This window comes from Marinobacter xiaoshiensis, from assembly GCF_031631795.1.
GTDB classification, from domain to species: Bacteria; Pseudomonadota; Gammaproteobacteria; order Pseudomonadales; family Oleiphilaceae; genus Marinobacter; species Marinobacter xiaoshiensis.
In genome coordinates this window covers 214,995-241,091 of sequence record NZ_JAVMBO010000010.1, presented here as the reverse complement: position 1 = coordinate 241,091, position 26,097 = coordinate 214,995, and the positions used below count along the sequence as shown (strand labels likewise).

General features: G+C 55.1%; 19 protein-coding genes and 3 tRNA genes. 16 read left to right on the top strand and 6 right to left on the bottom strand.

Annotated elements, in window-relative coordinates:
• The first annotated feature begins 189 nt into the window (after nucleotides 1–189).
• Nucleotides 190–1,293: an LPS export ABC transporter permease LptF gene (gene lptF / locus RKA07_RS08700; protein WP_200371041.1), complete on the top strand. Its 1,104-nt coding sequence runs from the start codon at nucleotides 190–192 to the stop codon at nucleotides 1,291–1,293.
• The gene (lptG, locus tag RKA07_RS08695; RefSeq protein WP_200371042.1) at nucleotides 1,286–2,347 is read left to right on the top strand and encodes an LPS export ABC transporter permease LptG; all 1,062 of its coding nucleotides are present in this window, start codon (nucleotides 1,286–1,288) and stop codon (nucleotides 2,345–2,347) included. The genes lptF and lptG overlap by 8 nt, the downstream gene beginning before the upstream one ends.
• 17 nt (nucleotides 2,348–2,364) lie before the next feature.
• Here lptG and RKA07_RS08690 read toward each other — a convergent pair whose 3' ends face one another.
• A complete protein-coding gene (locus tag RKA07_RS08690; protein ID WP_200204300.1) occupies nucleotides 2,365–2,904 on the bottom strand; it encodes an RDD family protein in 540 nt (179 codons plus the stop codon).
• Between the two features lie 141 nt (nucleotides 2,905–3,045).
• On the opposite strand from RKA07_RS08690, the gene alaS reads away from it, so the two are divergent.
• The 9 genes from alaS to RKA07_RS08645 all read left to right on the top strand — a co-directional run bounded on the left by alaS (nucleotide 3,046) and on the right by RKA07_RS08645 (nucleotide 13,067).
• Nucleotides 3,046–5,676, top strand: coding sequence for an alanine--tRNA ligase (alaS, locus tag RKA07_RS08685; protein ID WP_310966126.1), 2,631 nt, complete (start codon nucleotides 3,046–3,048; stop codon nucleotides 5,674–5,676).
• Nucleotides 5,677–5,784: 108 nt separating this feature from the next.
• Entirely contained in the window at nucleotides 5,785–7,023 is a 1,239-nt protein-coding gene (locus tag RKA07_RS08680) for an aspartate kinase (protein ID WP_200204305.1), read from the top strand.
• Between the two features lie 147 nt (nucleotides 7,024–7,170).
• Entirely contained in the window at nucleotides 7,171–7,368 is a 198-nt protein-coding gene (csrA, locus tag RKA07_RS08675; RefSeq protein WP_144780424.1) for a carbon storage regulator CsrA, read from the top strand.
• A 128-nt stretch (nucleotides 7,369–7,496) separates the two neighbouring features.
• Nucleotides 7,497–7,586, top strand: a tRNA-Ser gene (locus RKA07_RS08670).
• 65 nt (nucleotides 7,587–7,651) lie between these two features.
• A tRNA-Arg gene (locus tag RKA07_RS08665) sits at nucleotides 7,652–7,728 on the top strand.
• A 63-nt stretch (nucleotides 7,729–7,791) separates the two neighbouring features.
• A tRNA-Arg gene (locus tag RKA07_RS08660) sits at nucleotides 7,792–7,868 on the top strand.
• A gap of 205 nt (nucleotides 7,869–8,073) precedes the next feature.
• The gene (gene dsrO / locus RKA07_RS08655; RefSeq protein ID WP_200204307.1) at nucleotides 8,074–8,853 is read left to right on the top strand and encodes a sulfate reduction electron transfer complex DsrMKJOP subunit DsrO; all 780 of its coding nucleotides are present in this window, start codon (nucleotides 8,074–8,076) and stop codon (nucleotides 8,851–8,853) included.
• Entirely contained in the window at nucleotides 8,834–9,943 is a 1,110-nt protein-coding gene (gene nrfD / locus RKA07_RS08650; protein ID WP_200371048.1) for an NrfD/PsrC family molybdoenzyme membrane anchor subunit, read from the top strand. The genes dsrO and nrfD overlap by 20 nt, the downstream gene beginning before the upstream one ends.
• A 22-nt stretch (nucleotides 9,944–9,965) precedes the next feature.
• Nucleotides 9,966–13,067 (top strand): molybdopterin dinucleotide binding domain-containing protein, encoded by a 3,102-nt coding sequence (locus RKA07_RS08645; protein WP_200371050.1) that lies wholly within the window; start codon nucleotides 9,966–9,968, stop codon nucleotides 13,065–13,067.
• Between the two features lie 51 nt (nucleotides 13,068–13,118).
• Here the strand turns inward: RKA07_RS08645 and dsbG are convergent, their stop codons facing one another.
• A complete protein-coding gene (gene dsbG, locus RKA07_RS08640) occupies nucleotides 13,119–13,910 on the bottom strand; it encodes a thiol:disulfide interchange protein DsbG (protein WP_200204313.1) in 792 nt (263 codons plus the stop codon).
• Nucleotides 13,911–13,930: 20 nt separating this feature from the next.
• Nucleotides 13,931–14,743 (bottom strand): TlpA disulfide reductase family protein, encoded by an 813-nt coding sequence (locus RKA07_RS08635; RefSeq protein ID WP_310966122.1) that lies wholly within the window; start codon nucleotides 14,741–14,743, stop codon nucleotides 13,931–13,933.
• Between the two features lie 123 nt (nucleotides 14,744–14,866).
• Here RKA07_RS08635 and RKA07_RS08630 point away from each other — a divergent pair, with 123 nt between their 5' ends.
• Entirely contained in the window at nucleotides 14,867–15,598 is a 732-nt protein-coding gene (locus RKA07_RS08630) for a 5-oxoprolinase subunit PxpA (protein WP_310966121.1), read from the top strand.
• A gap of 45 nt (nucleotides 15,599–15,643) precedes the next feature.
• On the opposite strand, the gene RKA07_RS08625 is transcribed toward RKA07_RS08630, so the two are convergent.
• Nucleotides 15,644–16,180, bottom strand: coding sequence for a DUF2058 domain-containing protein (locus tag RKA07_RS08625; RefSeq protein ID WP_310966120.1), 537 nt, complete (start codon nucleotides 16,178–16,180; stop codon nucleotides 15,644–15,646).
• Between the two features lie 107 nt (nucleotides 16,181–16,287).
• Here RKA07_RS08625 and dbpA point away from each other — a divergent pair, with 107 nt between their 5' ends.
• The 4 genes from dbpA (at nucleotide 16,288) to RKA07_RS08605 (ending at nucleotide 21,314) form a co-directional block, all read left to right on the top strand.
• Complete coding sequence (dbpA, locus tag RKA07_RS08620; RefSeq protein ID WP_310966119.1) at nucleotides 16,288–17,661, top strand: ATP-dependent RNA helicase DbpA; 1,374 nt, start codon at nucleotides 16,288–16,290, stop codon at nucleotides 17,659–17,661.
• A 219-nt stretch (nucleotides 17,662–17,880) separates the two neighbouring features.
• On the top strand, nucleotides 17,881–18,132 hold the full coding sequence (locus RKA07_RS08615; RefSeq protein ID WP_200204323.1) for an OadG family protein: 252 nt from the start codon (nucleotides 17,881–17,883) through the stop codon (nucleotides 18,130–18,132).
• A gap of 45 nt (nucleotides 18,133–18,177) precedes the next feature.
• A complete protein-coding gene (gene oadA / locus RKA07_RS08610; protein ID WP_200204325.1) occupies nucleotides 18,178–19,965 on the top strand; it encodes a sodium-extruding oxaloacetate decarboxylase subunit alpha in 1,788 nt (595 codons plus the stop codon).
• A gap of 14 nt (nucleotides 19,966–19,979) precedes the next feature.
• On the top strand, nucleotides 19,980–21,314 hold the full coding sequence (locus tag RKA07_RS08605) for a sodium ion-translocating decarboxylase subunit beta (RefSeq protein ID WP_227715361.1): 1,335 nt from the start codon (nucleotides 19,980–19,982) through the stop codon (nucleotides 21,312–21,314).
• Between the two features lie 240 nt (nucleotides 21,315–21,554).
• Here RKA07_RS08605 and RKA07_RS08600 read toward each other — a convergent pair whose 3' ends face one another.
• Both RKA07_RS08600 and RKA07_RS08595 read right to left on the bottom strand, forming a co-directional pair.
• Nucleotides 21,555–24,677 carry an error-prone DNA polymerase gene (locus tag RKA07_RS08600; protein ID WP_200204329.1) on the bottom strand — a complete coding sequence of 1,041 codons (3,123 nt, stop codon included), beginning with the start codon at nucleotides 24,675–24,677 and terminating at the stop codon, nucleotides 21,555–21,557.
• Entirely contained in the window at nucleotides 24,677–26,095 is a 1,419-nt protein-coding gene (locus tag RKA07_RS08595; protein WP_310966118.1) for a Y-family DNA polymerase, read from the bottom strand. Before RKA07_RS08595 ends, RKA07_RS08600 begins: the two co-directional genes overlap by 1 nt.
• Nucleotides 26,096–26,097 lie beyond the last annotated feature (2 nt).

Below are 26,097 nucleotides of genomic sequence, written 5' to 3'. Positions count from 1 at the left end.
TAGTTATCCGGGGAAAGCCGCAATTGTGAGCGGCGAGAATGATTTGATCCTGTACCACCAAGCATTGGGGTTTGGAGGCGGATTATCAAGTTAGGCGGGCTACACTGTTATTCAGCCCCAAGGTTACATAGAATACTCGCAGTTTCCTCATTCCTCCATGTTCCGGTTTACACGGGCAGAGAAACCGTTTTGAGCATTATTTTCCGCTATCTCATACGTCAGGTTATGGTCAGCATGGTTGCCGTCTCAGGCATTCTTCTGCTGGTGTTTATGAGTGGGCGCTTTCTCAAATACTTGGCCGGTGCCGCGGAAGGCAAGATTGCACCCGGCGTGCTGTTTGAAATTATGGCGTATCGCTTTCCCGGGTTTCTTGAGCTTATCCTGCCGTTGGGGCTGTTCATTGGCATACTGCTGGCCTATGGCCGTATGTATCTTGAAAGTGAAATGACCGTGCTTTCCGCCTGTGGTGTAAGCGACGGTCAGTTGTTGTCAAAAACCCTGGTGGGCAGCCTTGCCGTCATGCTGATTGTCGGAAGCATGAGCCTGGTGGTTTCACCATGGGGAATGCAGCAGGTTGAAGAGATTTTTGCAGAGCAGGCCAAGGCAACAGAATTCGATCTGCTGGCGCCGGGGCGCTTCCAGAAGCTTTCGTCGGGCGGCCGCGTTACCTACACCGAAGCTCTCAGTGATGACAAGCGCCAACTTCAGGGTGTGTTTATTGCCGAGTACGGGCAAGACGGAACCGGTGTAAACGTAATTACCGCCGATTCCGGCTCTCAGTTGATTGATGAAGAAACCGGTAGCCGCTTTCTTATTCTCGAAAACGGTGCGCGTTATGATGGGACGCCCGGAAAGCTGGATTATCAGATTACAAGTTTTGAAGCCTACGGCCTGAAGATTCGCAGCGGTAGTAGTGGTGATGTGGTTTTGGATGAGGGGGTTACTACCGGCCAGTTGATGCGATCGGACGATCCCCGCGACCGCGCCTTGTTGCATTGGCGCTTTTCGTTACCGCTGATTGTCCCAATAGTGACACTGCTGGCAGTCCGGTTGAGCCGGGTTAATCCGCGACAAGGGCGATTTTTCCATCTATTGCCTGCCATGCTTGTGTACGTTGCCTATCTTGGTTTGCTGATTGTCGCCCGGGATGCCATGGCAGATGGCAAGGTGCCTGAATGGTTGGGCATGCTCTGGGTACACGCCATCTTCCTTGCGCTTGGTCTTTGGCTGCATTTTGGTCCGGCCTGGCTTTATAAGAGAAAGCTGAAGCGGGAGGGAGTGGTCAATGCGTAAGATTGATCACTATGTGATGCGCAATGTGGGCGGTGCCATGCTGCTGGTGATGCTTGTGGTGCTGTCCCTCGATCTGATTTTTGCCTTTGTTGCCGAGCTGGATGATACCCGTAACAACTACCAGATTCTGGATGCACTCTGGTTTGTAGCCCTTACCTTGCCGCGCCGGGTATACGACTACCTGCCTCTTGGGGCTTTTATGGGCTGTTTGATTGGACTGGGTGGCATGGCCAGCTCTTCCGAACTTACAGTGATTCGCGCGGCCGGGGTTTCTATAAAGCGGGTTGTCTGGTCTGCAATGAAACCTGCATTGGTGATCGTTCTGGCGGGTGTTCTTATCGGTGAGTATTTGGCGCCTCCTGCGGAGCGTGCTGCCCAGAGTCATAAGGCGGTTGCTCTTGGTGCGGGCCAGAGTGTGGCTGCTGCCCACGGGGTATGGCACCGGGAGGGCAATGTTTTTATGCACCTCAATGCTGTGCAGCCAAACGGTGTGTTGCACGGTGTTTCTTTGTTTCGATTCGACGATCAACGGCAACTGATAGCAGCCAGTTTCTCGGAGCGGGCAATTTATCAGGGCGACCACTGGCTGCTGGAGAACTCCACGACCACGCGCCTTGAGGGTGAATCCACCAGGCGGGTAGATCATAAGAGCCTGCGTTGGGACACTGGCCTGTCCCCAAGTGTATTGAGTGTGCTGATTGTTAAGCCGGAAAACCTTTCAATGACTGGCTTGTATACCTACGCAAACTACCTTGGCGACCAGGAGCTAAATGGCTCTCCATACTGGTTGGCCTTCTGGAAGAAGGCTCTGATGCCGCTGGGCACAGGCGTGATGGTGCTGGTGGCGATTTCCTTTATCTTTGGGCCACTGCGCTCAGTTACTATGGGGTTTCGGGTGTTTACCGGGCTACTCGTAGGGCTGCTGTTCAAGTATATGCAGGACCTTTTGGGCCCCATGAGCCTTGTTTACGGGTTTAGCCCGGTTCTTGCGGTGATTGTGCCAATTGGGATCAGTGCGGTGTTTGGTGGTGTGTTGATGCGCCGGGCAGGATAGCTACCCGGCATACCGGTTCAGCCAGCCTTGGCTTTATGGGGAACACTAACAACCATGCTGTCTGAAAATCTGTCTGTTATGGACAGGCCGTTAATGGGGTAAAAAAGCCCTATCATGGCTGGAACAGACAGGAACAGCGTTGCCGAACCCAGATAGTAGCCTGCCAAAATGGCCACAAAAAACACGGCTGCCGCGCTCACATACCTACGAAGGGCCTGGCTCCAGCTCACTGAGGAGCCGTCCAGATTTTCGATGCGAATCCGCCATACCTGCATGCCCAGTGTTTGCCCTATCCGCGTCCAGAAGTACGCAAAGAACAGGTACATCACCAGAAACAATACGAACGTCAGGCCGGGGTCGCCGGATAACTGACCCGCTTCGGCTTTCTGCTCCATGCTGTCCCAGCCGGTAATCCAGCCAGTTATCATGGTGTATATCCATGTGGTAACCAGAAGTACGGCAATACTGATCAGGCCGTCGTAAATAATGGCGAGTGATCGTTTGAGAAACGTCGCTGGGGGTAGTAGTTCATCAGCGGCGTGGAAGCGGCGGGGCATGGGCTCTCCTGTGATTTTTCACGTTTTTCCTGTACTCAGCGTGTGCTAGAGTAGCCGATTTGCACACGCATGTAAGTATTCGTATTCAATCGCGGATCCCGCCGCTTCCCGGTGGGATTTCTGGAAAGGTATCAACGGGCTATGAAAACCGCAGAGTTGCGACAGGCATTTCTCGATTATTTTAAACAGCAAGGTCATTCCATTGTTTCAAGCAGCTCGCTGGTGCCGGCAGACGATCCGACACTGCTGTTTACCAATGCGGGAATGAACCAGTTCAAGGACGTATTTCTTGGCCGTGAGGAGCGTGACTACACTCGCGCAACTAGCTCCCAGAAATGCGTGCGTGCAGGCGGCAAGCATAATGACCTGGAGAACGTGGGTTACACAGCGCGCCACCATACGTTCTTCGAAATGCTGGGCAACTTCAGCTTCGGTGATTATTTCAAGCGCGAAGCCATCAATTATGCGTGGACCTTTCTGACCGGCGAGCAGTGGCTAAACCTGCCCGCTGAGAAACTCTGGGTGACCGTTTATGCCGATGATGACGAAGCCTACGACATCTGGAATAAAGAAGTCGGCGTGCCAGTAGATCGTATTGTTCGCATTGGCGACAATGGCGGCGCACCTTACGCTTCAGATAACTTCTGGCAGATGGGCGATACCGGCCCCTGTGGCCCTTGTACCGAAATATTCTATGACCACGGCCCGGACGTAGCGGGCGGCCCCCCCGGAAGCCCGGAGGAAGATGGTGACCGCTACATCGAGATCTGGAACGTGGTTTTCATGCAGTACAACCGCACTGCTGATGGCGAGATGCTTAAGTTGCCCAAGCCTTCCGTCGATACAGGCATGGGCCTGGAACGTGTTACAGCTGTGATGCAAGGCGTACACAGCAACTACGAAATCGATTTGTTTGATGATCTTCTCAAAGCGGCTTCAGCCATACTTGGCGGTGCGGCGACAACAGAAGCCAGCCTGCGTGTGGTTGCCGACCATATTCGCTCCTGTGCCTTCCTGATTTCCGACGGTGTTATGCCTTCTAATGAAGGTCGAGGCTTTGTTCTTCGCCGGATTATTCGTCGGGCAGCTCGTCATGGCAACAAGCTTGGTGCCACCGGCCCGTTCTTCTACAAATTAACCGGTGCTTTGGTTGAGTTGATGGGTGAGGCCTTCCCGCAACTTGTCAGCAGCCGGAAGCAGATAGAGAGAGTGCTGCTGCAGGAAGAAGAGCAGTTTGTAAAAACTCTGGATAAAGGCTTGCGCCTGCTGGAGCAGGATATTGCCGAGCTGAAAGGCGACGTGATTCCCGGGCAGACGGTTTTTACCCTGTATGACACCTATGGCTTTCCTGTGGATCTCACCAACGATATCGCCCGTGAGCGTGGCCTGACGTTGGACTATGAGGGCTACGAAAAAGCTATGGAAAGCCAGCGTGAGCGGGCCAGAGCTGCCAGCAAGTTTGGCATGGATTACAACGCAGCAGGCCTGGGCATTGAAGGTAAAACCGAGTTCACTGGCCACGAGCATGTTGATGGTCACGAGCGTATCCGTGCCGTCATCGTCAACGGCGAGCAGAAAACAGCAGAAGCCGGCGATGAAGCAATTGTGGTGCTGGAGCGCACACCGTTTTACGCTGAATCCGGTGGCCAGGTAGGTGATACCGGGCTGCTGACCTGGAGCGGTGGCCGCTTCAAGGTGACCGACACTCGCAAGGATGGCGATAACCATCTGCATGTGGGCACTCTTATAGAGGGTGAGCTGTTCGAAGGACTGGAAGTAGACGCCCGTATTGACCACGCACGCCGTGAGCGGGTTCGCCGTAACCACTCTGCCACGCACTTGCTGCATGCGGCGTTGCGCAAAGTGTTGGGTGAGCATGTAGGGCAGAAGGGCTCTCTTGTGGATCCGGACAAGCTGCGCTTTGACTTCTCGCATTTTGAAGCGGTTACTCCTGAGCAATTGAAAGAAATCGAACGCCAGGTAAACGAACAGATTCTCAGTAACACAGCGGTACAGACCGACATCACAGACATGGAGCAGGCGCAAGCAAAAGGCGCCATGGCGTTGTTTGGTGAAAAGTACGGTGATGTGGTTCGAGTGCTGAGCATGGGTACTGACAGCTATTCTGTAGAGCTGTGTGGTGGCACCCACGTAACTCGCACCGGCGACATTGGCCTGTTCCGTATAACATCTGAAAGCGGCATTTCTTCGGGTGTTCGTCGAATTGAAGCTGTTACCGGGTTTGGCGCCCTTGAGTGGGTGGACGACACAGAGCGCACTCTGCGTGAAGCGGCCCGACTGGTAAAAGGCAGCCGGGAAACGGTTATCGACAAGGTGCAACAGACCATTGAGCGCAATCGACAGCTTGAAAAAGATGTTGATGCCTTGAAGGCCAAGCTTGCCAGTTCCGCCGGAAGCGATCTGGCAGATTCTGCAGTAGAGGTTGCAGGCCTGAAAGTGGTTGCTGCCGAGCTGGAAGGTGCAGATCGCCAAACGCTTATGGAAACTGCAGACCAGCTTAAAAACAAGCTGGGAGAGGGTGTGGTTGTTCTCGCGAGTGTTGAAGATGGAAAAGTGACCTTGGTTGCAGGTGTTACAAAGTCTGCAACTGGTCGCATCAAAGCGGGCGATTTGATGAAGCACCTTGCGGCGTTGGTCGACGGCAAAGGCGGCGGTCGGCCCGATATGGCTCAGGGCGGTGGTAACGATGCCTCTAAGCTTGGGGAGGCCCTTGCCGGGGTGCCGGAGTGGGTTGGGAAAAATATCGCCTAAGCAACTATTTTTCAGAAGCGATCGGGGTTTATAATTCCGGTCGCTTGTTTATTGACGGGCAGGGTGCTCCGCCCTGCCATAGGCCTCGATTCGGATATTGGAAAGACAATGGCTCTGTTTGTTCAGAAATTTGGTGGCACCTCGGTGGGTACAACCGAGCGCATAGAGGCAGTGGCTGAAAAAGTAATTGGCTTCCGCAACGCGGGGCATGACGTGGTTGTTGTAGTTTCTGCCATGAGCGGCGAAACCAACCGGTTAATTGGGTTGGCCAGCGATATTATGGAAGATCCTGAGCCTCGTGAAATGGATGTGCTGATTTCTACGGGGGAGCAGGTAACCATGTCACTTCTCTCCATGGCGCTGCAAAAGCGAGGCTTTGATGCTCGCTCTTATACAGGTTCGCAGGTCCGTATTCTGACGGACAGCATGCACACCAAGGCCCGCATAAAACAGATCGACGAGCAGCGTATACGCGCAGATCTGGACGCGGGCCGTGTTGTAGTTGTTGCCGGGTTCCAGGGTGTTGATGAAGAAGGCAATATAACTACCTTGGGCAGAGGTGGGTCAGATACCACTGCGGTGGCTCTGGCGGCTACTCTGAAGGCGGATGAGTGTCAGATTTATACCGATGTGGATGGCGTTTATACAACGGACCCACGAGTGGTAGACAGCGCCCGTCGGCTGAAACAGATTACATTTGAAGAAATGATGGAAATGGCGAGCCTGGGATCCAAGGTTCTCCAGATTCGCGCTGTAGAATTTGCAGGGAAATACAACGTTCCGTTAAGGGTTCTTTCCAGCTTCGAGGAAGGTGAAGGCACCCTGATTACTTTTGAGGATAACAACGCCATGGAACAACCGGTCGTCTCCGGCATCGCTTTTAATCGTGATGAAGCCAAAGTCACTATCTCTGGAGTGCCTGATACCCCGGGCAGTGCGCTGCGTATTCTGAAGCCGGTAAGCGAAGCCAATATTGGCGTGGACATGATTGTTCAAAACGTTGGCGAGGATAACCGCACAGCTTTCACGTTTACCGTTCATCGCAATGATTTCAAGCGTGCTAAAGACGTCCTTCAGCGTGTGTCGGATGAATTGGGTGCCCGTGGTGTCAGCGGCGATACCAAGATCGCGAAGGTCAGTATTGTTGGTGTTGGCATGCGTTCCCATGCAGGTGTAGCAACTCAAATGTTTGAGGCACTGTCGAATGAAGGGATCAATATTCAGATGATCTCCACATCGGAAATCAAGATTTCTGTTGTGATTGATGAGAAATACCTTGAGCTTGCTGTGCGTGCGCTTCACAGTGCGTTTGAGTTGGATAAGCCTGGGGTGGAAGAAACCCTATAAAAGAGATTCATTTTCTGACCTTGTGCTCGCGTGTGTCCGTATAAGGGAATGTGCGTCTTATGGTTAGCCCGTGTTCTCACTATAAAAGTCGAACTAACTAAAACATTACTTGTCGGAACAGGTAGCTCAGGATAGGGAGTAAAGGATATGTTGATTTTAACTCGCCGTGTTGGCGAAACATTAATGGTTGGTGATGATGTCACCGTTACTGTGCTTGGGGTTAAAGGAAATCAGGTGCGGATTGGTGTAAATGCCCCGAAGGAAGTTGCTGTGCACCGTGAAGAAATCTATCAGCGTATTCAGTCCGAAAAGGGCGTGGATGAGCCGGAGCCGGGCAATAGCTGAGAAGTAAAAAGAAGCCGTCAGGGCTAAATTCTGACGGCTTTTTCGTTTTCGGGTAAAACGAGGTTTAAAAAAGTCTTGTCAAGCCTATGAAAACAGAAAAATTATGGTAGTATACGCCCCGTTCTGAAGGAGAGGTGGGTGAGTGGCTGAAACCAGTTCCCTGCTAAGGAACCGTACGAGCAATCGTACCGAGGGTTCGAATCCCTCCCTCTCCGCCATTTTCTTTTTATAAGAAAAGCGGAACAGGTTGAAGTTGCATTCAACCAACTAAAGTGATCAATGCGCGGCTGTAGCTCAGCTGGATAGAGTACTCGGCTACGAACCGAGCGGTCGGAGGTTCGAATCCTCCCAGCCGCGCCACTTTTTGTAAGACCCTCTCGGAAAGATCCTGTCTTATCCCGAGAACAAGATTAAAGATTATTGGCGGCTGTAGCTCAGCTGGATAGAGTACTCGGCTACGAACCGAGCGGTCGGAGGTTCGAATCCTCCCAGCCGCGCCATATTAAAATCAAAGCGCCTCAGTTTGTGTACCACACAGCCTGAGGCGTTTTGCGTTGTGCCCCCGCAATCATTCCCACCTATGGGAATACCCCTACAGCTCAACAACTCCCAATTGACCACCGTCAAGTTCCTCCATTCCGCCCTTGCTAGACTTTCGTTAGTTACCTTATTAATCCGCGTCCAGTGCTAATGGATGGAGATCTCATGGATAAAATTCGCCGCGCTCTGTTAGGGCAGATTGCCAAATTGACCGCTGGAGCAGCGCTTGTGCCCCTCAGCAGCATTGCCGCTGCTGGAATTAACGACCAGCCTGCGCGCCGAGAGGGAGATCCGGAGAAGCGCTATGCGATGCTGATCGATCTGAGGGCGTGCATTGGGTGCCAGGCTTGTACGGTTTCCTGCCATATTGAAAACGAGGCGCCTCTCGGTAGCTTCCGCACCATCGTCTCGCAATATGAAGTGGAGCACGAAGAAACGGGCAACACTGCCACCTTCATGCTGCCGCGCTTGTGCAATCACTGTGAAAATCCGCCGTGTGTTCCCGTGTGCCCTGTACAGGCAACCTTTCAGCGCAAGGACGGCATTGTTGTCGTCGACAACGAGGCTTGTGTGGGCTGTGCCTACTGCGTTCAGGCTTGCCCATACGACGCCCGGTTTATCAATGAGTACACCCAAACCGCTGACAAGTGCACCTTCTGTGCTCACCGCCTGGATGTGGGTCTTCTGCCAGCGTGTGTGGAATCCTGTGTGGGCGGCGCCCGTATTATCGGCGACATACGCGACCCCAACAGCCAGATCAGCCGCATGATGAAAGAGCACTACAACGAGTTGATGGTGCTCAAGCCGGAAATGGGCACAGCCCCACACGTGTTCTATTTGGGCATGGACGAGCGGTTCGTATCCCGGCCAGACGCCAAGCCCGCAATCTGGGATGTGCGTGACCAACAAGGTGAGGAGATTGGCTATGAATTCAGCGGTCATTGAGGTTCTGGCACCTCGTTATGGCATTGCCTGGTACCCATGGGCAGTCCAGTACTTTTTCCTGATTGCGATCTCATACTCGGCGCTGTTGTTGACGGTGCCGGGTTTGCTGTTCGGTAAGAAGAATTATGAGTCGCTGGCGAAAGTGGCCCTGTTGGTCACTGTGAGTTGCACTCTCGTAGGCCCTGTAGCTTTGTTGGCGGACCTGCATCAGCCGCTGCGGTTTTGGCATTTCTACGCGAACCTCACACCCTGGTCGTGGATGTCCATAGGCAGCTTGTTGCTACCCGTGTATCTCATACTGGTTGTGGCCTATGCATGGCTCGCATGGCGGCCGGCTATGCAGGTACAGGCTCAAGGGGAAGGGTGGATAGCTAAGCTCTCGGGCTGGGTCAGCTTGGGCCAGTGGTGTGCGCCTCGCTGGATGCTGGTAGTTGCGGGGCTTGGTGCGCTCGCCCTGTCTGTTGGCATCATGGTCTATACCGGTGCGGAAGTGGCGATCGTTAAAGCCCGCCCTCTCTGGAATACCCACTGGCTTCCAGTCATGTTCGTGCTGACAGGATTGGTCGCAGCGGCGGGATTGGTGATTCTGATTAACCGCCTGATGACTGGTAACGATCAGGAGGTTAACGAGCAGAGTCTTAAAGTGATCGTTGTAACCATGATTCTCTCTGCCCTGGTCGCGGCGCTTTGGATTTCTGAAGGTATTACCGGCTTTAGCCCCTCGGTTGAGCAGGCCTTTGCATCGCTACAGAGAAACCCTGAGTGGCGCGCAGTCGCGATCTACGGCTTGTTGGTGGGTATTGCTCTTACGCTCAGTGCCATCGCTATGCTGCGGCGCCCCGGCTGGATAGGGCGCTCCTGGATAGCAGGCTTGTTGGCCGTGCACATCGGCTGGACGTTTCGCTGGATGGTGCTGATGGAAGTGCAGACCGTGGCCAAAAACACGGCGGGCTACTACCACTATGCCATTGAGGCTGGTTCCAGCGGGTTGATGGGCATTATCGGAACCTTCGGGCTCTGGCTGGCCGCACTGCTGATTATTGACATTCTGGTGCCCTGGAAGAAAAGCCTCCAGGCGAGCAGCCACTGATTCACGTCTTCGGAGCAAAATAATGGACAAGAATCGTCGTAATTTCCTGAAAGGTGCAGCCGCTGCCGGCGGTGCTGCAACTTTCGCGGCGGGCTACTACGGCCCGCTGGAAAAAATGGGCAAAGGTCTGGTAAACGGTACTTCTGGTGTGGCCACAGCGGATCGGCTCCACGGCAACAGCCTGGCGCCTGAATATTCGGTTGATCCAAAAACCGGCCAGGTAACACTGAACCCGGACCAGCGCATCGCCTTTACCGTCTGCTACGGCTGCACTACCCAGTGCGGCGTGCGGGTGCGCATCGATAACAATGAGGAAAAGGTATTGCGGGTGTCTGGTAACCCATACCACCCGTTGTCCTCTGATGAGCATCTTGATGAGCAGACCCCGGTGCTGGAAGCTTTTCAGCGAATGAGCAATTTTCAGGATCAAGGCCAGCTTAACCGTTCTACCGCCTGCGCCCGCGGTAATGCGGCCATGTCTCAGCTGACCAGCGACCAGCGTGTACTGAAGTGCCTCAAGCGCACCGGCCCCCGTGGTGGCAATCAGTGGGAGACCATTCCCTTTGAGCAGTTGCTGGACGAAATTGTGGCTGGCGGCAACCTTTTTGGAGAGGGCGAGGTTGAAGGTCTGCGCTCTATCCGCGATGTAAAAACCCCGCTGGACCCGGAAAACCCGGAGTATGGCCCCAAGTCGAATCAGCTTCTGATGATGGAGGCAACGGATTACGGCCGGTCAGCACTTCTCAAGCGCTTCGCCTTCAACGCCTTCGGGACTCGCAACTACGGGCATCACGGAGCCTACTGTGGTTTGGCATTCCGTATGGGTTCTGGCGCTCTGATGAATGATCTGGCGAAGAACGCTCACGTGAAGCCTGACTACGCCAACGTAAAGTTTGCCTTGTTTATCGGAACCGCGCCCAGCCAGGCGGGTAATCCGTTCAAGCGTCAGGGCCGCTTGCTGGCGCAAGCCCGTACGACAGGCAACATGGAGTATGTACTGGTTGACCCTGCACTGACTGCGGCTGCATCCCATTCCGCCAGTGACCGTAACCGTTGGGTGTCGATCCTGCCGGGCACCGATACTGCCTTTGCCATGGCATTGATTCGCTGGATGCTGGTGAATGAAGCCTATGCCAAAGATTATCTGGAACTCCCCGGCAATATGGCGGCCAGTAAAGCAGGCGAGCCTGGCCACACCAACGCAACGCACTTGGTGATTGACGACGACAACCACCCCCGTGCCGGTTACTTCCTGCGCCTGAGTGACATCGGCCAGGCACAGGCAGGTGCCGACGATGATCACCCTGTTGTGGTGAACATGGCGGGCAACCTGGAAAGCTCTGAAGTAGCTGCGCGCGGCCAAATGTTCGTTGAGCGCACTGTGGAAACGAGCGCTGGCCCGGTAACGGTGCGTAGTTCATTGTTTAAACTACGCCAGGAGGCCATGCGATACAGTATCGAAGAATACGCAGAGTTCTGTGGCATTGAGCCTGATGTTATACGCAATCTCGCCAAGCGCTTCACAAGCTTTGGGCGTATGGCGGCAGCAGACACCCATGGTGGAATGATGTCGGGCTCTGGCTTCTATGCCTCATACAGCATCAATATGCTGAACCTGCTGGTTGGCAGCTTTAACCAGAAGGGTGGGGTGGCCAAAGGTGGCGGAAGCTTTAATGGTGTTGGTGCTGGCCCTCGCTACAACCTTGAAGATTTCCCCGGGAAAGTCGGGCCCAAAGGCGTGTTCCTGTCGCGATCCCGGTTCCCCTATGAAAAGACCAGTGAATACAAGCGCCGGGTGGCCGCGGGTGAATCTCCATATCCGGCGACAGCTCCCTGGCGCTCATTGGCCCCGCCGGTTCTCACTGAGCACCTGCTCTCTGGTCTGGAAGGGTATCCGTACAAGATCAAAGCAATGATAGGGGTTATGGCTAACCCCATGTATGGCCAGGCCGGCTTGACCTCCTTGTTGGAAGAAAGGCTGAAGGACCCGAAGAATATTGGTTTGTATGTGGCGGTAGACGGCTTCATTAACGAGACCAACCGTTTTGCAGACTACATAGTGCCGGATTCGGTTATGTATGAGGTTTGGGGCTTTACCGGTGCCTGGAGTGGCACGCTGACCAGGATGACCACGGCTTGCTGGCCAGTTGTTGAGCCTCGGCAGGCTAAAACCGCTGCGGGTGAGCCTGTATGCATGGATAACTTCTTTATTGAGCTGGGTAAGCGCCTTGAGTTGCCGGGTTTTGGTGATAATTCCATCAAAGGGGCAGATGGCCAGATGCACGGTCTGAACCGCGCCGAGGATTTTTATCTGCGCGCGGCGGCCAATATTGCCATGGCTGGAACGCCTTTACCGGTGGCCAGTGACGAAGACATCCACGCCAGTGGCATTGAGCCATTGCTGGGTCGAATCAAAGACACGGTAGCCGGGGATGAAGTTGGCCCTGTGGCTCACCTGTACTCCCGCGGTGGTCGTTTTGAAACCATGGAGAGCGCCTATGACAAGGATAAGCTCGGCCATGCCTGGAAGCGCCCCTTGTGCGTTTACAACGAGGCTGTGGGCACGGCAATTGACAGCTACAGTGGAAAGCGACTGGTGGGGACACCAACGCACCATGCGCCAAGGTTCTGGGATGGCTCTCTGTTAAGAGACCACTACCCCGAGAACGAATGGCCATTGCTGGCTTTCTCGTTCAAATCGAACCTGATGAACTCCTACGCCATTGGCCTTGAGCGCCTGCGCATGATCAAGCCTTATAACCCGGTGCTTTTGCACCGCAACGATGCTGAGAAGTTCGGTGTGAGTCACGGAGATACCATCAGTATTGAAAGCCCTGGAGGCAAGGTTCTCGCGCTGGCGTTGGTGGGGGATAACGTGCACGAAGGCGCACTCGGCATTGAGCATGGCTACGGGCATCGCGAACTGGGTGCTGCGAGCCATATCATTGATGGTGAAGAGCGCGCCGGGAATCCCTACCTTGCAGCGGGTGTGAACATTAACGATCTGGGCTTCTCGGACCCCACCCGCAAAGACGGCACAGCGACCTGGCTGGAAAACGTCAGCGGTGCATCTGTTCGGCAGGGATTGCCGGTACGGGTGCGTGTGGTAGAGGGTATGGCCTGATACTTGTGAGGGTAACGGCCCAGCAACGCTGGGCCAGAATCTCTGCATGGATCAGGGTTTCGGGCTGCCCATGATGGCTTCCATTTCATCGGAGCGCGGCGCACCCTGTTTCATCTGGATGGAGCCATCAGCTCCCTTGTAGTAGGTGCTTGGTGTAGCACTCAGCCCCAAGTCAGACATCAGTCGGTTGTTCTGTCTGATTTTTTTCGCATGCGCACTGACGATGTTGCGATCTACTTTAACGCCACCCTGAGCATGATTTTTCTGGTTTTCCTTCAGAGCTTCACCGGGGTTGTCTGAGCCCAGGATTGTCGCGGCCTTGGGCAGGCTGTCCTGTGCCAGTATGCCCACCATTACATGCCGGAGTTGCACCTTGCCCGCATCAATCCAGGGCTCCGCGGCTTGACGGAATCTGTGGCAGAACGGACAGTTAGGGTCGGTAAAGGTATAGACAATAATCGGTGCATCGGCATTGCCATCACGCACCCAATTGGCTTTCTCAATCTCACCCCAGGCTTTCTCGTTCTGAGGCCCCAGCACCAATTCCTGTATTTTCGGAGCCGTCAGGTTCTCGCCGCTACTATCCAGCATGTTGCCTACGATTACGTGTTCCTTGTCTGGCGTTAAATAAAACGCAACTGGGCCACCCTGCATGCTGCCAACATAACCGGTTATGCCTCCGGGGCCTTCAAAGGTCGCCTCGATAGTAACGCCACGGTCAACCAGAAGCTGAACCGGGTCAGGAAGTTTCTCTTGCGCCAGCACAGGAAGGCTTAACAGCCCACTGGTGATCAGCGCCGTTGCAAGCAGAGATCGCTTCTTAGAGAAATTTAACAAGCGCATAGTCGGTCTCCAGGTCAGGTTCAGTCCGCGCTAAAGCTTCGGAGATTGTGAGCAAGGGATGCTTTCGACAGCTCGCCCAAGTGGGCATTTACCTGCTTGCCGTCAGCATCGTAGAAGAGGGTTGTTGGTAAAGCCTGGCTCCCTGTTGTGCGGCCAAGGCTGGCGCCGGTGTCAGTCAGGACATTGTTCAGCGAGAGTTTGTGCTGGCCCATGAACTGAGTAATGGTTTCAGGGTATTCGCCCTGATTTACAAACACAAAGGTAATGTCCGGGTTTTCCTGCTGGGCTTGTTCAAGTACGGGCATCTCCCGGATGCAGGGTGGGCACCAGGTTGCCCACAGGTTGACCACAATGGGCTTGCCTTTGGCCATTTCCTGAAGCGTTACCGGCGTGCCGTCCATCAGGCTGAAACTACTTTGGGGCATGCTTCTGGAACTGCTTTCTACCAATGTGACCAGCAGGGATATGGAGCCCCAGGTTAGCATGCCGGTTGCTACAGCAATCGATAATGGTTTGCGGATACTGGCGTGTCGCCAGAGTTTCCAGGCAGTCAGCGCAATGGCGCCGAGCACGCCGGCGACAATATGAAAGCCGCCATCCCGAATATCGACGATGCCCCACAGGTTATCCTGATAGTACTCGAAGTACTGGATTACAAAGCCGACTCGCGCCGCAACCATGGAGGCCAGAAAAATATCAGATAGGGTTCCGGCGATAGGCACGCCATGTTTTCGCCCGCTGATAGCGCCAACAACCAGCGCAAGCACGAAAGCGCCAAGCAACAGAACATGCCCCAAAGACAGGCTTAGCGGGCCTAAACTAACCGATAGCATCATCGCTCCTTGTTTATAACTTTATAACTGGCGGGCATACGACCCGAAGATCTCCCATGAGTTCCTTTTTCAGGCTATTGTTAGGCTCAATAGTTTGTTTTTTAAGGATGACTGGATACAAGCATGTTGTTGAATTGCGATATTGGTGAGAGTTTTGGTGCCTGGACGATGGGGCTGGATGAGCAGGTTATGCCCTATATTGACCAGGCAAACATTGCCTGCGGCTTTCATGCCGGTGACCCCTTGGTCATGCACAACACCGTTCGCTTGGCGTTGCAACATAATGTGGCTCTGGGCGCTCATCCTGCTTACCCGGACCTTCAGGGTTTTGGCCGTCGCCCTATGGTATGTAGCCCGGAAGAAATCCACGCCATGGTGCTTTACCAAGTGGGCGCTTTGGGCCAGATAGCGGCAGCGCAGGGTGCCAAGCTCAGCTACGTTAAACCCCATGGTGCACTCTATAACGACATGATGCGGAATGAAGCGGTGCTCAGGGCAATTCTTGGAGCGCTTGGTCAGACTACTGGCAAGCTTGCACTCATGGCGATGACAACTGCTGACAATGAGCCGTTAAAGGTGTTGTGTGCGGAGTATGGCGTTGAGCTATTACTGGAAGCCTTCGCGGATCGTGCATACGACGAAAACGGCTACATTGTTCCTCGCAGCATTGCGGGAGCCGTGCATCACGATTCGGACGTTATTCTGAGCCAGGCAAAAGCGATTGCCGAAGGGGGGGTTATCCAGACGATTAGCGGGAAACCGCTTACTCTGGAAGCGGATACCCTGTGTGTTCATGGCGATAACCCCGAATCGGTTGCCGCCGTGCGAACTATTCGTCAGGCGTTGATGGCCTGACGAATAGCTCATGCAGGCAGGGCTGTGCACTTCCGGGAACAACCTTTACCACATCAGGTCGTCGGGAATTTCATAGCCTGCGTATGGATCATCGTCACCCACATCGTCTTTCTTGCGGTCGTGGAGTACGACTACTGCCTGGGCATCACGCTCGATAATTTTGCGCGCCACACCTTCAGCGACAATCTCATACTGATCATTTACTGCCACGATGGCCAAGCGGCCCCGGGAGAGTTGATCGGCCATGGTGTCGTCGACATACATTTTTTTGATCTTTTTATCGTGAACAAACTGGTATGAGGTTTCACCCCGGCTGCGGTCCAGTCGGTTGGTCTCCACCAGCTGGCGAATTTGGGCCTGGACGGCTTTCTTCTCGACTTCCTGTTGGCGTTTAAGGTTCAGCTGACGGTCGCGCTCGGCTTTTTCCTCACGGGCCTGGCGAGCACGGATCTCGGTCTCATTGACCTGCACTGCACCTTTTGGCTGCTGTTTGCGCTGCTTATGTTTTTCATTGCGAATAGCTTTGGCCTTTTTCTGATCGGCCAGGCCCGCTTTCAATAGCTGATCCTGCAGGGACGCCATGGGATAACTCCGTTAATTGGTCATGAATTCTGGTATTCTATGGCGCTAGTATACGCCCTCGTGCTTACCTTCTTAACCAGCAACCGCTGATTCCGGGATTTTCTTGTATGCCTTCCTTTAAAGATCTTGATCTGTCTGCAGCGATGCAGGCCAATCTCGCCCAGTTGGGTTTTTCACAACCTACGGACATTCAGGCAAGAGCCTTGCCTCATTGCCTGGCGGGACGGGATGTGATCGCCATGGCGCAGACCGGCAGTGGTAAAACCGCCGCTTTCGGTATCGGCCTGATTGAAGGCCTCAAGCCGAAACTGTTTGCGGTTCAGGGCCTGGTGCTGTGTCCCACCCGCGAGCTGGCAGATCAGGTAGCGAAGGCCCTGCGGGAAATGGCGCGGGCACAGGAAAACGTAAAAATTCTAACCCTCTGTGGCGGCGTATCCATTGGCCCACAAATTGGCTCTCTGGCCCACGGTGCTCATATCGTTGTAGGTACACCCGGGCGAATCGCCGACCATCTGCGCAAAGGAACCCTGGACCTGAAGCGTCTCACGACCCTGGTTCTGGACGAGGCCGACCGGATGCTCGATATGGGATTCCAGCCCGCCATGGAAGAAATTTTGAGTTACACGCCCAAGCAACGCCAAACGCTGATGTTTTCAGCTACCTGGCCGGATTCGATCCGTAAGCTCAGCGCAGGGTTTCAGCGGGAGCCGGTGGATGTGCGGGCGGAGTCGCAAAGCATCAATACCGACATCCGAGAGCTGTTTTACGAAATTCCAGCCCCGGAGCGTACTCGAGCCATAGTGAGCCTGTTGTCTGAGCATCAGCCTGCGTCCTGTCTGGTGTTCTGTTCCATGAAGCAGCAGTGCGACGAACTGGCGGCAGAGCTTGGCGCTCAGGGCTTCTCGGCGTTGGCGTTGCACGGAGATCTTGAGCAGCGTGAGCGCGACAGCGTATTGGTGCGTTTTGCTAACCAGAGTTGCCAGGTTCTGGTGGCAACAGACGTTGCAGCACGGGGTCTGGATATCAAGGCGTTGCCATTGGTGATTAATGCCGAGCCCGCGCGGGACCCGGAAGTGCACACTCATCGGGTAGGGCGCACGGGGCGTGCAGGTGAAGCAGGGCTGGCGGTTACGCTATGCAGCCCGGCGCAAGGTCATAAGATTAATCGTCTTGAGAGTGAACGGGGGCGCCCGGTTACCTGGGGGGACACCGAGATTCTGCTTTCAGTGCCAGTCGAGCCGGTTGCCCCTGCCATGAAAACTCTTTGTATCGCCGCTGGCCGCAAGGAAAAGCTCCGCCCGGGAGATGTGCTTGGTGCACTTACCGGAGAGGCCGGCCTGGATGGTAAATCCGTGGGAAAGATTGATCTGTTTGAGTTTCAGTGTTTCGTCGCTGTAGAGGCAGGACAGGCCAAACGTGCACTTAAGCGCCTTGAAGATGGGAAAATAAAGGGTCGCAAGCTAAGAGTCCGGATGGTCTGAGAGAGCGTTGCCGTGGGCTTTCCCTGTGGGTTGGGGAGGTGGCAAAACGCTCGGAAAGTTCGTATAGCCATTTTCGATTTGGTTGCTCAGCGCGTCCGAAACCGGTAAATTACGCAGGATTTTGCCTCCCGGTTTATTCCGGTGCCCCTTAAAGCTCAAGCTTTAGGCGCTTCGGTTCCCCGGAAAAATCCACAAATAAATCACAGGTAGCTATTCAATATGGATGACCTGATGTCACAAGCCGTCGATCTGATGGTTGCGGGTATGGGCTTTGTGTTCGTGTTCCTGATTATTCTGGTGTTCGCGACCATGCTTATGTCCAAACTGCTTATCCGGTTTGCACCGCCTGAGCCGGTAACCCCGGCCAAAAAGCCCCGTGCCAAGCCAAAGGCACCTGTTTCAGTTGATCCTGATACAGCAGAGGCGATTAAACAGGCGATTGCCAAATTCCGGTCGCGCCACAAGAAGTGAGCCGGTAACCGATTAGATAGAACCTTTAAACAGAAGGCTGACACGATGACTGACACAAAGAAACCGCTGGGGATTACGGACGTTATACTACGCGACGCCCACCAGTCCCTGCTTGCCACCCGTATGCGGCTTGACGATATGCTGCCCATTGCCGAGAAACTCGACAAAGTCGGTTTCTGGTCTCTGGAATCCTGGGGTGGAGCTACCTTCGACTCCTGCATTCGTTACTTGGGGGAAGATCCCTGGGAGCGTATTCGGGAACTGAAAAAAGTAATGCCCAACACGCCTCAGCAAATGCTGCTCCGTGGCCAGAACCTGCTGGGATATCGGCATTATGCGGATGACGTGGTAGAGCGTTTCGTTGATCGTGCTTCCGAAAACGGCATTGATGTATTCCGCATTTTTGATGCGATGAACGATCCCCGCAACCTGGCAACCGCCATCAAGGCCGTCAAGAAAACCGGCAAGCACGCGCAGGGCACCATTTCTTATACCACCAGCCCGGTGCACACCATCGAGATGTGGGTAGAGCTGGCGAAAGAAGTTGCTGACATGGGCGCCGATTCCATCGCGATCAAGGACATGGCCGGTATTCTCAAGCCTTATGTGGCTTTTGATCTGGTTAGCCGCCTGAAGAAAGAGCTGGATATCCCGATTCACATGCAGTGCCACGCGACCACTGGCATGTCTACCGCGACAGCTATTAAAGCAGCAGAAGCCGGTATTGATAACGTGGATACGGCCATCTCTTCAATGAGTATGACCTACGGCCATTCGCCCACTGAGGCGGTTGTTGCCATTCTTGAAGGCACCGAGCGCGACACCGGGCTGGACCTGGTGCTGCTGGAAGAAATTGCCAGCTACTTCCGTGAAGTTCGCAAGAAGTATGCGAAATTTGAAGGCAGTCTCCGTGGTACCGATTCCCGCATCCTGATTGCTCAGGTACCGGGTGGCATGTTGACCAACATGGAAGGCCAGCTCAAAGAACAGAATGCTGCGCATCGTTTTGACGAAGTGCTGGCTGAAATCCCCAAGGTTCGCGAAGACCTTGGTTTCATCCCGCTGGTAACGCCAACGTCGCAGATTGTTGGTACTCAGGCTGTTCTGAACGTTCTGACCGGCGAGCGTTACAAGTCTATTTCCAAGGAAACCTCTGCAATCCTGAAAGGTGAGTATGGTTCTGCGCCAGCGCCATTCAACAAAGAGCTGCAGGAACGGGTTCTGGAAGGTAAGGAGGCTATTACTTGCCGTCCGGCTGACAATATTGAGCCGGAAATGGACAAACTGACCGACGAGCTGAAAAAGCTGGCGGGCGAGAAGGGCATCAAGCTGGCGGATAACACCGTTGATGATGTTCTGACTTATGCTCTGTTCCCGCAGATTGGACTGAAGTTCCTGGAAAACCGTAACAACCCGGATGCCTTTGAGCCAGTGCCGACAGCTGAAGACGCGCTTCCGGCCAAGAAGGCCAGCGGCCCGGAAACTTACACCGTTGATGTTAACGGTAAAAAGTTCGTGGTTGCCGTTACTGAAGGTGGTGAAATCACTCAGATTCAGGGCGAGGGCGGTGCTGCATCTGCTCCTGCGGCGTCTGCTGCGCCAGCTCCAGCTGCCGGCGAAGGTGAGCCTGTTATCGCACCTCTGGGAGGCAACATCTTCAAGGTGCTGGTTTCACCAGGTGATGCCGTTGAAGAAGGCGATGTGCTGATTATTCTCGAGGCCATGAAAATGGAAACCGAGATTCGTGCACCAAAAGCCGGCACTGTCGGCGAAGTCTTCATCAAGGTCGGTGATGCCGTCTCCCCTGATGATGAAATGCTGACAATCGCATAAAGGGCCAGCATTCCATGGATAAGTTAATGACGTTATGGACAGGTAGTGGCCTGTTCAATATAGAGTTTGGTCAGGTGATCATGATCGCCGTTGGCCTGCTTCTTCTGTTCCTTGCGATTCGCAAGGGGTTTGAGCCATTGTTGCTGGTGCCTATCGGGTTCGGCGGTATTCTGGCGAATATTCCGGAGGCAGGGCTTGCTCTGACTGCGGCGGAAAATGCAATCCATTTCGCTTTGAATGGCGGTAAAGGTGAGCTTTTGGCTGCGCTTGCGGCGCCTTTGGATGTTGCCTATCAGGCTGGTCAGGCGATTACGCCTGAGCTGAAAGAAGCCTTCAAGGTAGCCGTGAAAGAAGCCAGCTATTCCGAAATGGCAGCAGTTAATGCGGTTGCTCAGGATGCCGGCTACGGTAACGGCATGCTGTATAACTTCTATTCTGTGGTTATCGGCAGCACCATTGGTCCTCTGGTGATTTTCATGGGTGTTGGCGCAATGACGGATTTCGGTCCGCTGCTGGCGAACCCGAAAACCATGCTGTTGGGCGCCGCAGCCCAGTTCGGTATCTTCGGAACGGTTTTGGGTGCCGCATTGCTTGACTGGCTTGGTATTCTGGACTTTACCATTCTGGAAGCCGCTGCTATCGGTATCATTGGTGGCGCTGATGGTCCTACGTCGATCTACGTTTCCAGTGTCCTGGCTCCGCATCTGCTGGGTGCAATTGCTGTCTCTGCGTACGCGTACATGGCGATGGTCCCAATGATTCAGCCGCCGATCATGAAAGCTCTGACGACTGAAAAAGAGCGGGCTATCAAGATGTCCCAGCTGCGCCCTGTCAGCAAGCGTGAAAAGATTGTTTTCCCGCTGGTTGTTCTGATCGCTGTGGTTCTGTTCTTGCCAGATGCTGCGCCTCTGCTGGGTATGTTCTGCTTCGGTAACCTGATGCGCGAATGTGGTGTGGTGGAGCGTCTGAGCGATACCGCGCAGAATGCCCTGATCAACATCACGACGATCTTCCTGGGTTTGTCTGTTGGCTCGAAGCTGATGGCAGACAAGTTCCTGGATGGCCAGACTCTGGGTATTCTGGGGCTGGGTATCGTAGCGTTTGGTGTGGGCACAGCGTGTGGTGTTCTCATGGCCAAGCTGATGAACAAGTTCAGTAAGGATCCGATCAACCCGTTGATTGGTTCTGCCGGTGTATCTGCGGTGCCGATGGCGGCGCGGGTTTCCAACAAGGTTGGTCTTGAGGCGAATCCGCAGAACTTCCTGCTGATGCACGCTATGGGGCCGAACGTTGCTGGTGTTATCGGTTCTGCTGTTGCTGCGGGTGTGATGATCAAGCTGCTTAGCTGATTGTTGCTCTTGTAGTGCTTTACAGAAAACCCCGCCTTTGTGTGGGGTTTTCTGCTTTTAGGGGCGTGACTTTGGGAGTATGAGCCGGCACGGGGCCGATTTTCAGGAACCGCTACGAGCACATCCCTGTGCGCTTGTCTCCGGCCGTCCATGGCCTCCGACATTCCTGAAAATCGGCCCCGCACCGACTCTATGAACTCCGGTGATATTTCCCTTTAATTCAGCGTTGGCAACACAAGCTTAGTGAAAATCCCGTGAGTTAACCGGAAGGGCCTGAATGAGGTGGCTCAGGTCCGAGAGTTTCCCCGCCATTACGTGAACAATCTCCCCCTCTCTTTCCAGAATGCCTTTTACGTGTAACAACCGTGCGGTGAGTAACGGCTTGCGCTGCCGGCGGGCGGTTTCCAGCCAGACGACTACGTTCACGTTGCCGGTTTCGTCTTCCAGGGTAACGAAGGTAACGCCGGAGGCGGAGCCGGGGCGTTGGCGGCCGGTTACCAGGCCGGCTACCTGTACCGGGATGCCGGCTTTGGTGGTTTTTAGTTGTTCGGCGCTTAGGCAGAACTGTAGGTGGCCTTGTTCCCGGAGCAGGGCCAGTGGGTGGCGTTGGAGGGTCAGGCCCTGGCTGGCGTAGTCGGCGAGGACGTTCTGGCCTTCGGTGGGTTCTGGTAGTTGGCTGCAGGTTTCCAGTTCGTAGTGTTCGTCTTCTTCTGCCGCAGCGAAGAGCTCTGAGGGCTTTTCGTGGCCCAAGAGTTGCCAGTAGGCCTGGTGGCGGTTAGCCGCGAAGGCGGGCATGGCGTTGGCGCCGGCGAGGAGTTCCATTTCGCGCTGGTTGAGGCCTGCCAGGCGGCGTAATTCGGCGGAGGATCGGTAGCCGGTTTCGGGACGGTTTTGGTGTAGGCGCTCGGCGGCACTGGCTGGGAATCCCTGGATGATTCTCAGGCCCAGGCGTAGTTGAAGGTCCGGGCCTTCCAGAGTGTGGTTCCACTGGCTGTTGTTGATGTCTGGAGGTAGTGTCACTACGTTGTGGCGTTTGGCGTCCTGTAGCAGTTGCGATGGGGAGTAGAATCCCATGGGCTGGCTGTTGAGTAGGGCGCAGTAGAAGGCGGCTGGGTAGTGGCGTTTTATCCAGGCGGAAACGTAAACGAGCAGGGCGAAGCTGGCTGCGTGGGATTCCGGGAAGCCGTAGCCGCCGAAGCCGCAGATTTGCAGGTATAGGCGCTCGGCAAAGTCCGCATTGTGGCCCCGTGCCAGCATGCCGTTGATGAGTTTTTCCCGGAAGGGGGTCATGTCGCCGTGGGATTTCCAGGCGGCCATGGCGCGGCGGAGTTGGTCGGCTTCGCCAGCGGTGAATCCGGCGGCCACCATGGCCAGCTTGATGACTTGTTCCTGGAAAATGGGCACGCCTAAAGTGCGTTCCAGTACGCCACGGATGGCGTCGTTGGGATAGTCCACCGGCTCAAGCCCGTGCTTGCGGCGCAGGTATGGGTGCACCATGTCACCCTGGATGGGGCCGGGGCGGACGATGGCCACTTCGATGACCAGGTCGTAGAAGGTTTCGGGTTTGAGCCTGGGCAGCATGTTGATCTGGGCGCGGGATTCCACCTGGAATACGCCGATGCTGTCGCCTTTTTGCAGCATGTTGTAGGTGGCCGGGTCTTCCTGGGGAATGTCCTGCATGCGAAAGGGCTGGCCTTTCTGCTGGCTGATCAGCTCCAGGGCTTTGCGGATGGCGGTCAGCATGCCCAGTGCGAGCACGTCTACTTTCATCAGGCCCAGGCTTTCAAGGTCGTCTTTGTCCCACTGGATAACGGTGCGGTCTGCCATGGCGGCATTTTCTACCGGCACCAGTTCGCTCAGCGGGCCCGAACTGATAACGAACCCCCCCACGTGTTGGGAAAGGTGCCGGGGGAAGCCGAGCAGGGTGTTTACCAGAGCAAAGAACTGGTCTGCCACTTTCGGGTTGCGGGTCAGGCGCTTGTCGAGAATCTGCTGACGCCAGTTGGTGGCTTTGTCACGCCAGTCGATGCCTTCCAGTAGTTGTTCCACCAGTGCAGGGTCAAACCCCAGGGCTTTGCCAACGTCGCGAATAGCGCTCTTTGGGCGGTAGCGGATAACGGTTGCGGCCAGTGCAGCCCGCTCCCGGCTGTAGCGTTGGTAGATGTACTGAATCACTTCTTCCCGGCATTCGTGTTCAAAGTCCACGTCGATGTCCGGCGGCTCGTTTCTGTCTTTGGAAATGAAACGTTCAAACAGCAGGTCGACCTGGGCCGGGTTTACTTCGGTAATGCCCAGGCAATAGCACACGGCGGAGTTGGCAGCGGAGCCACGGCCCTGGCACAGAATGCCCCGGCTGCGGGCGAAGGCAACTATGTCGTGGATGGTGAGGAAGTAGTGTTCGTACTTCATCTCAGAAATCAGCCCCAGTTCTTTGCGTATCAGGGCCTGAACAGACAGTGGTGTGCCTGCCGGGTAGCGTCGCCGTTCACCTTCCTGGGTCAAGCGCTTCAGATAGGCGGCCGGGGTGTCCCCCTTGGGTACGAGATCAGGAGGGTATTCGTAACGCAGGCTGCCGGGCTCAAAGGTGCACTGTTGAGCAATGTGTAAAGATTCTTTCAGCCAGGCTTCGGGAAACAACCGTTGCAGAACCGGTAGAGGGCGCAAGTATCGTTCACCGTTCTGAAACAGGCAGTGGCCGGCGTTTTCCAGGCTGGTGTGGTTACGCAGGGCAGTTAAGACATCTTGCAATGGCTGGCGTTGCCGGCTGTGCATGTGCACTGCGCCGGTGGCGGTTACCGGGCAGCGCAAATGCTCGCAAAGCCAGCGAACCCGGGCCAGTTGTTGCTCTTCACCGGACTCAAGGGTGCGGGCGGCGGCAATCCAGAGGCGGTGCTCAAACAGCCGGAGCAACCATTCGCCGCAGGCCAGCGCTTGATCTGCATCGGCTTCAGCCGGTGAGGGCGGTAACCACAGGCACAGGCAGTCATCCAGGGCATGGGTTTCCGCATCACTATGAAAAAGCTGATATTGGCCTTTTTCTGCCCGGCGCCGACCGGTGGTTATAAACTGGCAGAGCTGGCCATAGCCTTTGCGAGTGCGGGCCAGAAGAATAAATCGGGGTGTGCTGGCATCGGGTGGGCTGTCGGCCAGCTCAAACCAGCTCCCGGTAATCAGTTTAACCGGGCTTTCTTTCAGTGCTGCCCAGGCTCGGGGGATGCCCGCAACCGAGCAGGCATCGGTAATGGCCAGTGCTGTATACCCAAGCTCTGCGGCGCGCTCCGCAAGCTCATGGGGATGAGAGGCTCCAGTCAGGAAGGTGAAGTTACTGAAGCAGAACAGTTCGGCATAAGAAGATTCGCCCATCAGCCAAACCATCCGTGTATAAACCAGCCTTCCCGCATATCCCGGAATACCCAGGCCAGTTGTCCGCTGTTCAATTGGGCAATGTAATAATCCCGGTGTACTCGCTGGCCGTCCCACCAGCCCCCGCTAATCCGTTCCGGGCCGGTAAACCAGGCTTTGGGGGTTTCTGTTAGCGGCTGTGGGCCTTGCAGAAGCCACAGAGGGCGACGGGGCAGTTGGCCTGTCGCTGCTATGGTTGCGCGGTTTGATCGTCGCACGTCTGAGGTACTCCATGCCCGCTCGGGCCGGTGGTCATCCGTGGGTGCCAGCTGTTTAAGTGCATTCTCCCCAAGCCTTGCTTGCAGGCGGCTTATCAGGGTGTGCCAAGCTTCATTCAGGTCCTGGCTTTCGCCTAGCAAATCTTGCCCGCCGTGCATTTCCCGGCCTAGAAACCGTTTAACCGTCAGGCGCAACGATGCGACCGGAGCTTTAAGCGGCTGTTGTTCAAAGCGTAGGGTGATGAGGCTCAAAAATGCCTCCGCGCGGTGTTCCGGGCCGGATGTACGAATGCGAAGGTGCGTAGGTTCCCCGTTTCTGTGCTGAAGCACTAGCAGTAAGCAATCGGTATCCTGCTGGCGCCAACACAGATCTTTTTCCAGTTCAGAAAGCATGCGATGCAGTGGGAAAAGCAGCCCCTGTGACCGTTCAATATCCTGAACAAAGTCTGCTTGTTGCCGGAAGTGATGTGATGGTTGCCAAGGGGGTTGAGGATCGGCTCTTGACCCCTGAATTTTCTGGATAGTCGCCAGGGTTTCGGGGGATAGCCGCCGCGCCATCTCTGCCGGGGGTAAACCGAAGACTTCACCAAGGGTGCTCAAACCAAGCCGTTTCAAGCGTGTGCTGGTGCGCGTATCAAACTCCGCGGCTTGCAGGGGTATTCTGCCTAGAGTCCGGAGGATTTGGGCTGTATCAGATGTGCATTCACCCATGCCGTTGCGTGCGATAAGGCCCGCAGCCAAGGGGGTGTGGCCAATGCCCATCCAGGCAGTAAGCTGACGCTCGTGCAGTACTTCTTCTATTGTTCGCCAAGCTGCCGGAAGGCCGCCGTACAATCGCTGCAGACTGCCTATTTCAGCTAGCAAACCGTTAGGCGGAACCAGAACAATATGAGCCGCATAGCGGTACACCCAAAGGGCCTGGTCTTCCAGAATACGGGTTTCCTGTGCCTGGTCTGCTCTTACTATTCCCAGATCTGGCGCAAGACTAATGGCCGTTTTTAGCCGCATGCCAGCTTTCACGCCCAGATCCCGGGCAGCGGGGCAGGCCTGTATTACCTGTTGCCCGGAGCCCTCCACAATCGCCAGGGCAGCGACGTTTTCACCGGAACGGCGAATGTGATCCAGTAGCAGGTGAGGAAAGTGTAAATGCAGCCAAAGCATGG

Bases quoted from the DNA above. Each gene is read 5' to 3' on its own strand.
- RKA07_RS08615 (WP_200204323.1), top strand. From the start codon at position 17,881: ATGGATGACCTGATGTCACAAGCCGTCGATCTGATGGTTGCGGGTATG.
- csrA (WP_144780424.1), top strand. From the start codon at position 7,171: ATGTTGATTTTAACTCGCCGTGTTGGCGAAACATTAATGGTTGGTGAT.
- RKA07_RS08595 (WP_310966118.1), bottom strand. From the start codon at position 26,095: ATGCTTTGGCTGCATTTACACTTTCCTCACCTGCTACTGGATCACATT.
- alaS (WP_310966126.1), top strand. From the start codon at position 3,046: ATGAAAACCGCAGAGTTGCGACAGGCATTTCTCGATTATTTTAAACAG.
- RKA07_RS08680 (WP_200204305.1), top strand. From the start codon at position 5,785: ATGGCTCTGTTTGTTCAGAAATTTGGTGGCACCTCGGTGGGTACAACC.
- dsrO (WP_200204307.1), top strand. From the start codon at position 8,074: ATGGATAAAATTCGCCGCGCTCTGTTAGGGCAGATTGCCAAATTGACC.
- RKA07_RS08635 (WP_310966122.1), bottom strand. From the start codon at position 14,743: ATGCTATCGGTTAGTTTAGGCCCGCTAAGCCTGTCTTTGGGGCATGTT.
- RKA07_RS08605 (WP_227715361.1), top strand. From the start codon at position 19,980: ATGGATAAGTTAATGACGTTATGGACAGGTAGTGGCCTGTTCAATATA.
- dbpA (WP_310966119.1), top strand. From the start codon at position 16,288: ATGCCTTCCTTTAAAGATCTTGATCTGTCTGCAGCGATGCAGGCCAAT.
- RKA07_RS08600 (WP_200204329.1), bottom strand. From the start codon at position 24,677: ATGGGCGAATCTTCTTATGCCGAACTGTTCTGCTTCAGTAACTTCACC.
- RKA07_RS08690 (WP_200204300.1), bottom strand. From the start codon at position 2,904: ATGCCCCGCCGCTTCCACGCCGCTGATGAACTACTACCCCCAGCGACG.
- RKA07_RS08630 (WP_310966121.1), top strand. From the start codon at position 14,867: ATGTTGTTGAATTGCGATATTGGTGAGAGTTTTGGTGCCTGGACGATG.
- RKA07_RS08645 (WP_200371050.1), top strand. From the start codon at position 9,966: ATGGACAAGAATCGTCGTAATTTCCTGAAAGGTGCAGCCGCTGCCGGC.
- oadA (WP_200204325.1), top strand. From the start codon at position 18,178: ATGACTGACACAAAGAAACCGCTGGGGATTACGGACGTTATACTACGC.
- dsbG (WP_200204313.1), bottom strand. From the start codon at position 13,910: ATGCGCTTGTTAAATTTCTCTAAGAAGCGATCTCTGCTTGCAACGGCG.
- RKA07_RS08625 (WP_310966120.1), bottom strand. From the start codon at position 16,180: ATGGCGTCCCTGCAGGATCAGCTATTGAAAGCGGGCCTGGCCGATCAG.
- nrfD (WP_200371048.1), top strand. From the start codon at position 8,834: ATGAATTCAGCGGTCATTGAGGTTCTGGCACCTCGTTATGGCATTGCC.
- lptG (WP_200371042.1), top strand. From the start codon at position 1,286: ATGCGTAAGATTGATCACTATGTGATGCGCAATGTGGGCGGTGCCATG.